General features: G+C 63.2%; 12 protein-coding genes. 4 read left to right on the forward strand and 8 right to left on the reverse strand.

The annotated features are described in order from the left end of the window. Nucleotides 1-37 precede the first annotated feature (37 nt). The 7 genes from ACS8YF_RS05475 to ACS8YF_RS05505 all read right to left on the reverse strand — a co-directional run bounded on the left by ACS8YF_RS05475 (nt 38) and on the right by ACS8YF_RS05505 (nt 8,754). Nucleotides 38-1,066: an ABC transporter permease gene (locus ACS8YF_RS05475; RefSeq protein ID WP_440849210.1), complete on the reverse strand. Its 1,029-nt coding sequence runs from the start codon at nt 1,064-1,066 to the stop codon at nt 38-40. Continuing rightward, nucleotides 1,063-2,559: a sugar ABC transporter ATP-binding protein gene (locus ACS8YF_RS05480; protein ID WP_440849211.1), complete on the reverse strand. Its 1,497-nt coding sequence runs from the start codon at nt 2,557-2,559 to the stop codon at nt 1,063-1,065. Before ACS8YF_RS05480 ends, ACS8YF_RS05475 begins: the two co-directional genes overlap by 4 nt. Further along, complete coding sequence (locus ACS8YF_RS05485; protein ID WP_440849212.1) at nt 2,552-3,541, reverse strand: sugar-binding transcriptional regulator; 990 nt, start codon at nt 3,539-3,541, stop codon at nt 2,552-2,554. Before ACS8YF_RS05485 ends, ACS8YF_RS05480 begins: the two co-directional genes overlap by 8 nt. After that, nucleotides 3,538-5,055 carry an FGGY-family carbohydrate kinase gene (locus tag ACS8YF_RS05490; protein ID WP_440849213.1) on the reverse strand — a complete coding sequence of 506 codons (1,518 nt, stop codon included), beginning with the start codon at nt 5,053-5,055 and terminating at the stop codon, nt 3,538-3,540. Before ACS8YF_RS05490 ends, ACS8YF_RS05485 begins: the two co-directional genes overlap by 4 nt. Before the next feature lie 32 nt (nt 5,056-5,087). Continuing rightward, nucleotides 5,088-6,107 (reverse strand): galactitol-1-phosphate 5-dehydrogenase, encoded by a 1,020-nt coding sequence (locus ACS8YF_RS05495; RefSeq protein WP_440849323.1) that lies wholly within the window; start codon nt 6,105-6,107, stop codon nt 5,088-5,090. Between the two features lie 85 nt (nt 6,108-6,192). Further along, entirely contained in the window at nt 6,193-7,191 is a 999-nt protein-coding gene (locus ACS8YF_RS05500; RefSeq protein ID WP_440849214.1) for a substrate-binding domain-containing protein, read from the reverse strand. A 651-nt stretch (nt 7,192-7,842) separates the two neighbouring features. Next, the gene (locus ACS8YF_RS05505; protein ID WP_440849215.1) at nt 7,843-8,754 is read right to left on the reverse strand and encodes a LysR substrate-binding domain-containing protein; all 912 of its coding nucleotides are present in this window, start codon (nt 8,752-8,754) and stop codon (nt 7,843-7,845) included. A gap of 125 nt (nt 8,755-8,879) precedes the next feature. On the opposite strand from ACS8YF_RS05505, the gene ACS8YF_RS05510 reads away from it, so the two are divergent. The 3 genes from ACS8YF_RS05510 (at nt 8,880) to ACS8YF_RS05520 (ending at nt 10,782) form a co-directional block, all read left to right on the forward strand. Then, complete coding sequence (locus tag ACS8YF_RS05510; RefSeq protein ID WP_440849216.1) at nt 8,880-9,344, forward strand: DoxX family protein; 465 nt, start codon at nt 8,880-8,882, stop codon at nt 9,342-9,344. Nucleotides 9,345-9,464: 120 nt separating this feature from the next. Then, nucleotides 9,465-10,211 carry a dienelactone hydrolase family protein gene (locus ACS8YF_RS05515; RefSeq protein WP_440849217.1) on the forward strand — a complete coding sequence of 249 codons (747 nt, stop codon included), beginning with the start codon at nt 9,465-9,467 and terminating at the stop codon, nt 10,209-10,211. Nucleotides 10,212-10,425: 214 nt separating this feature from the next. Next, nucleotides 10,426-10,782, forward strand: a complete 357-nt coding sequence (locus tag ACS8YF_RS05520) for a hypothetical protein (protein WP_440849218.1) — start codon at nt 10,426-10,428, stop codon at nt 10,780-10,782. A gap of 13 nt (nt 10,783-10,795) precedes the next feature. Here ACS8YF_RS05520 and ACS8YF_RS05525 read toward each other — a convergent pair whose 3' ends face one another. Further along, entirely contained in the window at nt 10,796-11,560 is a 765-nt protein-coding gene (locus ACS8YF_RS05525) for an SDR family NAD(P)-dependent oxidoreductase (protein WP_440849219.1), read from the reverse strand. Between the two features lie 172 nt (nt 11,561-11,732). Between ACS8YF_RS05525 and ACS8YF_RS05530 the strand changes: the two genes are divergently transcribed. Beyond that, complete coding sequence (locus tag ACS8YF_RS05530) at nt 11,733-12,149, forward strand: cupin domain-containing protein (RefSeq protein WP_440849220.1); 417 nt, start codon at nt 11,733-11,735, stop codon at nt 12,147-12,149. The last annotated feature ends 122 nt before the right edge of the window (nt 12,150-12,271 follow it).

A 12,271-nucleotide genomic window follows, 5' to 3' on the forward strand; every position in this document is an offset into this window, starting at 1 on the left:
GCGGGACGGGCCGCCGCGCTGTTTGCATTGCCAGCCATTAGTTGCGTCCTGCGTAGTGGTCGATGAGCCGGTTCAAAAGAATGGCAAAGACGATGATCACGCCTGTGATCGTCATCTGATAGAACGAGCCCAGACCCAATAGATTGAAGATATTGCGGATAACCTGGAGCAACATGACTGCAACCGCGGTACCCAGCATGCTGCCGCGCCCGCCGAACAGGCTCGTGCCACCGAGCACCACCGCGGCGATGGCATCCAGCTCGGCCCCTTGCATGGCCGTGGGCTGGCCAATCGACAGCCGCGAGGTCAACAGCACGCCGCCCAACGTGGCCAGCAGGCCGGACACGGCGAAAACGGCGATCGTGACAAAGCGCACCGGCACGCCCGACAACCGGGCCGCTTCGCGATTGCCACCTGTGGCCAGCACATGCTCGCCGAACACGGTGTAGCGCAGGAGTAAACCGGCGACGACCACGATTCCGATGAAGACAAGCCCCATCACCGGAAACCGAAACTCGCCGAACGTGATGACCGCCGAGCCGAAACCACTGAAACCGGTCGGCAATCCACCGATCGGCACACCGTCAGAGACCAGAAACGTCAGCCCGCGGAACGAGACGAGCCCGGCCAGGGTGACGATGAAACTGGGCACCATGCCGAACACGGTGATCGCCCCCATCAGCGCCCCGGCCGCCATACCGACCAACAAGGTCAGTGGAACGGCCAGGATCACCGGCATCCCGCTTTGCAGCAGGACCGCGACCAGAACGCCGCCGAAGGCGGCCACGCTGCCGACCGACAGATCAATGTTGGCTGTCAGAATGACGAACGTCATACCCACGGCCAGAATGCCGATGACGGCCGCCTGCTGGAACAAATTGGCGATATTGCCGGGGGTCAGGAAATTGTCGGACAACGAGGCCGCGATGCAGACCGCCAGCAAGAAGATGAACAGAAAGTTGTAGCGCATCGCCCAATTCAGCACGGCGCGCAGGCGACGGCCGGCACCGGGCACCGCCGAAGACGCAGCCGGCGTGTTGGCCGGCGACTGGCTTAACGTCGTCATGACTGACGCTCTCCTCCGATAATTATCGCTTGTTGTATGTCGTCGCTCGACGCCACTGCCGGGTCGAAGCAAGCCACGTTGCGGCCCTCGTGCATGACCCAGATCCGGTCGCAGTTGAGATAGAGTTCTTCGAATTCGCTGCTCGCCACGAGTACTGCCGTGCCTTCGGCAGCCAGCGTGCGTGCCAGCCGGTAAAGCTCGGCTTTGGCGCCGACGTCGAGCCCTCGGCTCGGCTCGTCGAGCAACAGCAGTTGCACGCCATCGACCACCCATTTCGCCAACACGACTTTCTGCTGGTTGCCGCCGGAAAGCTGGCGCACGGGTTGCGATAATCGACCGTATTTGGTTTTGAGATCGTCGAGTACGGGTTGCGCCTGCTGCGTCATCGCCTGCTGCCAGATGAGCCGTCGATGACGCATCGACACCAGACTCGCGTTGCGATAGATCGCACTGTCTAGGACCAGCCCCTCCGTCTTGCGGCTTTCCGGCACCAGCCCGACACCCCGGGCGATGGCGTCGCGGGTGTGACGCGGCCGATAGGGCTGCTCGAATAAAGCCACATCGCCCGTCATCGGCAACGCACCGAACAACGCCTTGAGCAAAGTGGTCCGCCCGGCGCCATTCAGGCCGGCGAGCCCGATCACCTCGCCCCGGCGTACCTTGAGATCGCGCACCGTCAGCCCGTCCGGACCATTGAGCTCGCGAATGTCGAGCGCTATCGGCTGCTCCGGGGCGCTGTGGTCGCGCGTGGCGCGTTCGGCCATCGGCTGATCGCCGACTACGGCCTTGAGCAGCGCCTGGTCGTCGACCTCGGCCACGGTGAAGCTATCGACCGTTTCGCCGTTGCGCAGTACCGTCACCCGATCGCCGATGGCACGAATTTCTGGCAGACGGTGGCTGACATAGACCACTGCCACGCCCTGGGCTGTCATTTCGCGAACCACCTCGAACACCCGGGCCAGTTCGGTCTCGTTCAAGGCTGCAGAAGGCTCGTCCATCACGACGACCCGGGCCTCGCCAGTCAGGGCCCGGGCGATCGCCGCCAGCTGCTGATTGGCGATCGACAGACTCTCGATTCGAGCCTCCGGACCGAACGTCGCACCCACGCGCGCCAGCGCTTCTTCCACGATACGGCGACGCGCCCGGCGGGAAACGAACCCCCAGCGCTGCGGCGTGCGCCCGAGCATCAGGTTTTCCTCGACCGTCATCTGGCCGACCAGATCCAGTTCCTGATAAATCATGGCGATGCCGGCCCGGGCCGCATCCTGCGGATGCCGCGGATCGAGCCGCCGGCCGTCGACCCGTAATTCGCCTTCGTCGGCCCGGTGCGCACCGGCCACGACCTTGAGCAACGTACTCTTGCCGGCGCCGTTGGCGCCCATCAGGCAATGCACTTCGCCCGGCCGCACGAACAGCGAGGCTTGCCGCAGCGCGACCACGTTGGGTGGAAAACGCTTGGCCACGCCATCCAGTTCCAGCACGTGCTCAGCCATCGTCGGACTCCAGCAGAAAACGCGCGGTCGGCTCGTCGGTAATCAAGACATTGAGATAGCCGGCACGCAGACAAGCACGCGCTACCCGGTGCTTGCTGGCGCCTACACAGACGCCGATCGCCAATTCCTTGTCGCGTAGTCTTTCCGGCCGCAGACCGATGGTTCGATCGTCGAGTTCGGGCATGACGATGGCCCCGTCGTCGTCGATGAAACGCCCCAGAATGTCGCCCACCGCGCCCCGTCTGCCGAGTTCGTCGAGTAGCGCTTCGTCGATATAGCCCGATGTGACCAATACCGAACGATCCGTCAATTCGCCCATACTCATGCACGCCACCGGCGCCCGGTCAGCGATTTGCAGTACATCGGCGATCAGGTGATCAGCTTCCAACGCTTCGCGCGTATTCGAACTACCCAGGACCGCCGGGACCGGTAACAGCGTTGCCCGGCCGTTACCGGCGTGGGCAAAGCGCTCGGCCACGTTGTTGGTGACTTCGGCCACATTGCGGATATTGATCGCGCCGTTGAGCAACACGACGTCCACGTCGTCATTCCACATCGCGGGCAACCAGGACGCGATCTTGGTCATGGTGCGGCCCCAGGACACCCCCACCAGAGAAGGCGCTGGCGATAGCGAGGCCAGATACTGCCCCGCGGCCCGGGCAACCACGTTCAGCGCCAGATCGTCGTCGTGCTGATCGGCTAGAACGATGGCTTCGTGCAACCCGAAACGCTTCTGTAGCTCGGCTTCTTCGTGCGGCAGTCGCGACGAACGCGGGGAGATCTCGATGCGCACGATCCCGGCAGCACGCGCGTCCTTGAGAAGCCGTGCGACCTGCCAGCGCGTCAATCCGGTACGCCGTGCAATCTCGTTCTGGTTGAGCTCCAGCTCATACGACAGCTTGGCGATTTGCACCATGAGCTGCTCGCGTGTTTCTTCCGTGCCAAGCCGAGTCGTGGTGTTGTCTTTCGATGCGTTACTCATGCGACTGACCGATTAGATGTGGGCGGTATCCGTGCACTGCATAGCAGATCGCCCATTCTTTCGGTGGTTTCCTGGTAGCGTCCCAGTAAATCGGCGTATCGCCGATGCGCCGTTCGATCCGGCTCAACCCGCTCACAGGGTTCGGCAACGTAAGCCGCGGCCTCGCGCAGCGACGCGAAATACCGCCCGCCACAGGCTGCCGCTGCCGCGGTGCCGATCAGCGTCAGGTTGTTGCGCGGAACCAGATCGAACGGCAACCCGGTCGCGTTCACGGTCGTTTCCAGCCATAGTGGATTCTTTTGGAATCCACCGGCCGCAATCACCCGGCGCACCGATATGTCGTGTCGGGCAAGCGCGGTGAACACGTTCGCCGCGCCGAGCGCTACTGCCTCGACAGCCGCGCGGTACATGTCCACACGACCGTGATGCAAAGACAAACCGAATATCGCGCCGCGCAGATTGGCATCGCGATAGGGCGAACGATTTCCCATCCAGTAATCCAGTACCAGCAGCCCCGAATCGGCCGGAGTCAGCTTGCCGGCCTCGGCAATCAGCGCGCTATGGCCGGCGTCATCCAGACCGAAAATCGTGTGCGCCAACCAAGACAGGATCGATCCGGACGATATCTGCCCACCTTCGAGTAGCCAGCTGTCGTCAACCAGCGCATCGGCATAAGGCCCCCAGACACCGGTGACCGGCTGTTCGGCTTCGGTATGGATGAGCTGGACGTTCGAGGTGCCGCCGATGAACAACACATCGCCCGGCTCGGTCGCGCCAGCTCCGAGCATACCGACGTGGGCGTCGATTCCACCCTGCACCAGCAAGGGCCGGCCGTTTAACCCAAGGTGTGCGGCCGCCTCCGCGGTGATCTCGCCAACCGCTTCACCGACGGCGAACACCTCGCCCGGCAACTTGTCGATGAGCTCCGGCACATCGAGCTGTTCGTAGAGATCGGCCGGGAAACGACACCGTTTGCTGTCGTAGTTCCATTTGCAGGTCGCATTCAAACGCGAGGCGACCCAGCGTCCGGTCAGGGCATGGTTGATCCAGTCGACGGCTTCGCACAACCGATCGGACTGGCAATACAGATCGCGTTCATGGCGCGCCATCCACATCGCTTTGGGGATAAGCCACTCGGCCGCATCCCCACCGGGACACATCATGGGATGATCGATCGCCGCGGTCTCCGTGGCTTCGACGGAAGCGCGGCAGTCCATCCATAACAACGCCGGGCGTACCGGGCGCCCATTCTCTCGTGCAGCGACGACAGTCGAAGCGGTAGTCGCCACACTCATGGCAACGACCGCGGGCCGCCCAGCCGCGCTCATCAATGCCCGACAGGCCCTGCCCAGCGCCTGCCACCAATCATCCGGCGCCTGTTCGGCACGACCCTGCCCCGGATAATCGGTGTCGTAGGCAGCTTCGGCAACATTCTCCAGACGACGCTGTTGCACGTCATAGAGGCCGACCCTTACACCGCCGGTCCCGAAATCGACGCCAAGAAACAGGCTCATGAGGCAGCCCTCCTTGTCATTCGTGCGCGGGCCTAGCCCGACGCCGGTCCGCCGGGGCGGAACAGTACCTTGGCCGATACCTCGCTCCCGGCCTCGAAGCGCGAGAACATGTCCGGTAACTCATCCAACGACAGATCGTGGGTGATCATGAATTCCCAGCGCAGCTCGCCACTGGCCAGCTTGTCGATCGCGGTTCTCCATTCGTCGCCCGGAAACGGCATGGAGAACGAGTTCCAGGCCCCGTGCAGCGAAATTTCCTGGCGCAGGAAATGAGAGAAAGTCTGGGTCGACAGCTGCACATCCTTTGTCGGGATTCCGATGAACACGATATGACCACCCGGCCCGGTCATGCGGATCGCTTGATCGATCGAGGCCGGCGCACCGGCGGCTTCAACGATCAAATGGCAGACCGGCAAATCCTCTTCCAATTCATCGGCCCTGTAGGTCTGTGTTGCGCCAGCTTCACGAGCCATCGCCAGTTTTTCTTCGGCGAGGTCGATAGCCACGATGTCGCCAGCCCCCATGAGCTTCAACCACTGGATAGCGAACAAACCGATCGGCCCACAGCCCATAACAGCAGCGCTCTCGCCGGTGCGAAATTCGCCTTGCCAGATCGCGTGCAAAGCAATGGCGGCAGGATCGACGAAGGCCGCGGCCGTCGGCGACATGTCCTGGGGCACCTTGACCAGATTGCTGAGCGGCACACTCACGTACTCGGCATAAGCGCCGTCGCGGCGGCTGCCGAAGTAGTCGTAGTCCACGCAACGCGACGGATGGCCGCGCCGGCATTGGTTACATTCCATGCAGGGAATCATCGGCGGCACGGTGACCAATTCACCCTCGACAAAATCCTCCCCCCCTTCCCCGAGCGCATCAATATAGCCGGAGAACTCATGGCCGCAGACCAACGGCATGACATGGGCCCCCTTGGTCAGCATGCGGGGAAGATCCGATCCGCATACGCCGCAGGCGGCCACCTTGACCCGGGCATGGCCCGGCCGGGCCTCGGGCATGGCGATGTCTTCGACTCGGATGTCACCCGGTCGATGCATGACGGCTGCTTTCACGTCTTTATCCTTTGAAGAGAATTGAAAGTCCGAAAAACGCGGCGCGACGACCGCCGTCGCGCCGGGCGAATTACTTGGAAACCGAATCCTTGCCGTTCGGCTGATTCGCGCTAGCGGGCACGTACTGCCCGAACGGTCCATCACGCTTGATCTCGGCGACGTTCTGCTTAGTCACGAGTTCAGTGCCCGCATTGATGAACGTCGGCAGTGCCTGGCCATTGGCGGCTTTTTCAGCCGTCTTGACGGTCAAACGCCCCATATACCTCGGGTCGTTAAGCGCCGTAGCCACGTACTGGTTGCCATTGGCGATGGCATCCAGAGCCTCGGACAGCCCATCCACGCCTGCAACGAGCACATTGTTTTTGCCCGCTTCCTTGAGCACCTGAAGCGCTCCCATACCCATATCGTCGTTGTGCGCGAATACAGCCACGATGTTCGAGTGGGCTTGCAGAATGTCCTGCATCGCAGCGACAGCGTTCGCGCGGATGTAGTCGCTATACGGCCCTTCGATAACCTTGAAATTCGTGCCCTTGACCGCGTCCTGGAAGCCCTTGTGTCGCTCAGCCATGACCGTACCGCCGGCATCGCCCTGAATTTCGACGATATTCCCGCTCGTGATTCCCTTGGCCTTGAGCGCTTTAATCAACGCCTCGGCCGACATATTGGCCATCTTGACGTTGTCGCGTCCGACATAACTGGCGACCTTGCCTCGCACGTTGCGATCCACGGCGACAACCGGCACGTGACTGCGTTTCGCTGCAGCCAGCGAAGGCGCCACGGCATCCGGGTTGACCGGATTGATGATCAACACGCCGACTTTGCGTGTCAGAAGATCCTGAATGTCGTTGTTCTGCTTGGTGACATCGCCGTTGGCATCGACGAACACCAGCGTATCGCCCCGCTTATGGGCTTCGCTTTCTGCACCTTGACGGAGCTGCACATAAAACGGCGACTGCTGAGTCACCATGCTGAAACCGATCTTTTTACCCTGCGCGGAACTGACAGCCGAATAGCTGAGCACGGTCGCGGCGATAGCTGCGGTCACAAGCAACTTCTTTTGGATTCTCATTCCAGGTCTCCTCTCTGTCGCACTTGCTGTATTCACATATGTGAATTTAGATCACATTTGAGAATCAAATAGAGCACCCGGTTTTGCCGGTGTCAACTCTGATCGAGCGCAAAGAGTTCGCCTTCGGAGTTCGAAGATCTGCCTCATTGCGAGCGACGGTCAGACAGTGGTTGCGAACGTCTTGACCCCCGCGACGAAGCGGTCTCGTCGAAACGCGACGTATAAGAGAAGAGAAAATATTTATTAATTTTCAATTGGTTAAAATATCTACGCATTTATTTAGAGGTCCAACCTGAGGTTGTTCAGGCTGTATGCGTAGGCTGTTCATGTTGGTTTAACGACGCCGGAGCGAACCTCTTCACCTATCGCGCGACACAGTGGGCTCGCTTCTCGTTTGGAGTCCTCACATCAGACTAAAGATTTAGCCAGATATCGCTTTGGGCGACTCGCGATTGTCGACTCTCAGACGTCACCAGCGCCCGAAGCACCCGCGGGAGCGCCAACGACTGCACTATGGCGAGAATCGAGATCCTATTGCCGTTGCCCGCGTCATAGCACGCTATCGCGGCAAACACGCTGAGCCGGGCCGCAACGGTGTTTGTTCCGGCTCTCTCTGATGCCTCGAACGCGCGTTGACGCCATTGTCAGACTTCATCCATCCGTGAAATCGCTCGGCCCGATGGATTCGGCCAGAAAATCCAGCAGCGCGCGTACCGCCGGCAACTGGCCGCGGCGCGAGGCGAACACGGCGTGCAGCAGCTTGTCGGGCGGCGCCCAGCCGGGGAGTACATTGACCAGCCGGCCGGCGGCGAGGTCGTCGCCGACGAACAGCATCGGCAACTGCGCCACGCCCAGACCGTCGAGTGCCGCCCGGCGCAGGGTCGACATATCGTCGGTCACCAACCGCGGCCGGTAGGCGATCTCGCAACGCAGGCCGGCGGTGTTCTCGAGATACCAACAATAACGGCCATCCGGGCGGCTTTCGCTCAGCGCCGGCCAGTCGACGCGCTCGGGCGCTGTGGCGCGGCCCGGCAGATGCGCCACCAACTCTGGGGCGCCGATCAACCGATGCGGGCTGGCCGCGATCGCGCGCATGTTCAGATCGCTGTCGGCCAACGGTGTCGGCCGCACGCGCAACGCCACATCGAAACCTTCACGCACGGGATCGACCGGTCGCGCCACCGCCTCGATCTCCAGGTTGACTTCGGGATAACGGGCCAAAAAGGCCGAGATCAACGGCGCCAGCCGCAGATACAACAGCCCCGGCGGGCAACTCAGGCGCACCGTGCCGCGCGGCTGGGCCTGGCTTTGTTCGACGGTCTCGAACGCGGAGCGCGCGGCATCGAGCATGGTGCGGCAATGCGCATGGAAGGCCTCGCCGATCGGCGTGAGCGAAATGCCTCGGGTGTCGCGATTAAGCAGCCGTACGCCAAGCCGTGCCTCGAGCGCGGCCACGCGCCGGCTGAGCTTCGATTTGGGCTGCTTCAGCGCCCGGGCCGCGGCGGAGAAGCCGCCGTGCTCGACCACGCTCGAAAAATAGAACAGATCATCAAGATCTTCCACGCCTCGTTCCCATAATAGAACGCCGTGTTGAGATTATGCCGGCTTCCGATCCGGGCGTCCTGCGCCTAACTTGAATGAAACAGCCGGCCTTGCCGGCCCGATCCACAATCGCAACGAGGCCCGTCATGTTCGACTCTCTCCTGCACAAATCGTATTTCCAGGATCCGCTGCTGCTCGCCGCCCGGGTGCTGATTGCCTGGCTGTTCGTGCTCTTCGGCTGGGGCAAGCTGGTCGGCTTCGCCGGCACCGTGGCCTACATGCAACACACGGGCGCGCCGATACCCGTACTCGCAGCGGCCATCGCCGTGGTGATGGAAGTCCCGGTTGCGCTTGCCATTGCATTCGGCGCGGCGACCCGGCCGTTGGCGCTGCTGATGGCGCTTTATACGTTGGGCACTGCACTCATCGGCCACCCGTACTGGACGATGACCGGCGCCGAGCAGTACGCCAACGAAATCAACTTCTACAAGAACATCGCAATCATCGGCGGCCTGCTGGCGCTCTACGTCGCCGGCCCGGGGCGCTTCGCGGTCGATGCCTGGCTCGGCCGACGGGCCGCGGCATCGCGCCGGACCATGCACGCGGCCTGAGCCGCGCCGCCCGCATCGAGACCACCGCGCGGGCTCCGCAGGCCCGCGCGGTCGTTGCAGAATGCCGGTACATGGTCCTATAACCCACGTGATGCCACTCATTTCATTAGGAGTTTGCCCATGAGCCGCGCCATCGATATCAACGCCACCGACGGCACGATCGACGCCCACATCTTCACACCCGACGATGCGAACGGCGCCCTGCCCGCCGTCGTGCTGTTCACCGACATCGGCGGCTTGCGGCCCTGCTATCACGACAAGGCCCAGACCATCGCCGACGACGGCTATGCGGTACTCATGCCCAACATCTACTACCGCGACGTCGTGGGTCCGGTGGTGCCCGAAGGGAAATCGTTTCGCGACGAAGACGTCCGGCCGACGCTGTTCGAATATGCCGGCCATCTGACGCCGGAAGCTCAGGCGCGCGACTTCGCGGCGCTGGTCGCCACGATCGACGCCGAACCCGAATTCGACGGCAGCCGCATCGGCGTGGTTGGCTATTGCATGACCGGTGCGTTCGCCCTGCGCATGGCGGCAGCCCATCCCGAACGCGTGGCCGCGGCCGCCGGCTTCCATTCGGCCCGGCTTGCCGTCGAGGGCGACGAAAACAGCCCGCTCGGCGTGGTCGACCGGATCAAGGGCCGTGTCTATCTGGGCCACGCCGATGGTGATGAACTGATGCCGCCGGCACAGATCGGCCGGCTCGATGCCGCCATGGCGGCGGCCGGCGTGGACTTCACCACCGAACTGTACAAGGGCGCCGGCCACGGCTACACCGCGTTCGACGCGCCGGTCTACAACGAAGCCGCCGATGCCCGTCATTACAAGCGCTTGTCGACCTTATTCGAGGAAACGCTGGGCGGCTGAACGGGGCCGGGGCGCCGCGTCGGGCCCAGACCTACCCCCCGGTTTCACGACCGATAAAGACTCGAATCCGGCCGGTCGCGCACGGCGCCGACCGGCCGCCACACCGGCGGCGAAAATAAAGCGTGTCTTTTGCCGGGAAACGGTATTAACTATGCCGCCCCGGGGCCGTTATTACGCACGATCGACGGCTTTGTGTGGGTTCTCTGAGGCAGAGATGACAAGCGTATTGGTGGTGGTCGGCGCTCTGATCGCGCTGCGATTCCTCATGGTTCGGCGTAACCGCGCGACCCGGATGAAGTATTTGCGTGAAAACGCGGCGCGCCTGACCTACGACGAAGCACGCCAGCGCTACCAGGCGTATTGCCAAAATCTGGGCTCGCGCCCGCCCGACCCGCTTCACCGCCGGCGGCTTCGGGATGCCGAGGCCGACATCGAGCAGGCCGAATTCTATTACGAACGCATGATCGAACTGGAAACCGGCCATGCCGGGCCCGCCGTGCGTCTGTCGATTCGGCCCACACTGCTGGGCCTGTACAAGGCTGGAGCGGCCCGGCGGCTGCCCCAGCCCTGAGCACTTGCAACGGCTAGCGGCCGCCGGAAACGGTCACCGATTCGCCGGTCACGAACGAGGCGCGGTCCGAGACCAGCCAGGACACGGCGTCGGCAATCTCCGCCGGCTTGCCGAGCCGGCGCATCGGCACCGCAGTCTCGGCCGCTTCGCGCAGCTCGTCCGGCGGCATGTCGGTATCGATGATGCCGGGGGCCACGCCGGTGACGCGGATGCCCTCGTCCGCCACTTCCTTGCCCAGACCGAGAATGAAAGTCTCCATCGCGCCCTTGCTGGCGCCATAGGTGGCCAGGCCGCCCGCGCCCCCGGAATGGGCCGCCACCGACGACATGATCACGATCGCCCCGCCCTGGCCGCCGTGACGGGTCGAAAGACGGCGTACCGCAGCCTGCGCGCAGACGATCGGCGCCACGGCGTTGACCCGGAACACATCCTCGATATTGCCCAGGCTTTGTTCATCCACACGCCGGGTCTCGCCCGTGACGCCCGCATTGGCCACCAGGACGGACAAGCGGCCGAGCGCCGCTTCGGCTTCGCCGATCCGCTCGTCGATGCTGTCGAGTTCGCTGACATCGACATGAACCGCCTCGGCCGTGCCGCCCGCGTCGCGAATCGCGGCCACCACCGACTGCGCGGCGGCTTCGTTGTGCCCGTAGCCCACGGCCACGGCATAGCCGTCGGCGGCCAGTTGCCGGCAGATGGCGGCGCCGATGCCGCGCGAGCCACCCGTAACGAAGGCCATCCCGGCCGCCTTGCCCGATTTCGATACCGAATCACTCATCGGATTTCTCCTGCAATACAAACCATGGCCGGCAGATTCGCACGATCCGCGTTCGCGGCCGATATGCCGGCCCTCGTCCCGACATCGGTAGCATCCGACTTGATCGTTCGCAACGTCCGGCCGGCCGATATCCTCTAGAATCGGCGTCCTGGACAGTCGAGCAAGGGCCAATATGAGCGCAATCGATCAACCCACCTGCCGCGTCGTACGCGCCGGCGACACCATCACCGGCAAGCAGGCACTAGACTACAACGTGGGCGTGTCCGCCGAATCGGTGGGCGCGGCCGGCATTCATATGCAGATCGTGACCATTCCACCCGGCGCCCGCGCCAGGGCGCACAAGCACGAACACCACGAAACGGCGATCTACGCGCTCGAAGGCGTGTCGCACTGCTGGTACGGCGATCATCTCGAGCAGCACGCCGTCGTCGAGCCGGGCGATTTCTTCTATATCCCGGCGAACGTGCCGCACCTGCCCTACAACCCCAGCGACAGCGAAACCGCCCGCGCGGTGATCGCGCGCACCGATCCAAACGAGCAGGAAAGCGTGGTGCTGATGCCCGAACTGGAAACCGATGCCGTCAAGTAGCGCGGGACGATGGCGGCGCGAGCCGATCGCCGGCGCCGTAATGCATGGCCTGGCCGGGTGTTGTAGCGTGGAACCCATCACCCACAACTGATCGGCCCGCAATCAAACGGCCGATCCTGCTT

The organism is Salinisphaera sp. SWV1 (assembly GCF_052044155.1).
Taxonomy (GTDB): domain Bacteria; phylum Pseudomonadota; class Gammaproteobacteria; order Nevskiales; family Salinisphaeraceae; genus Salinisphaera.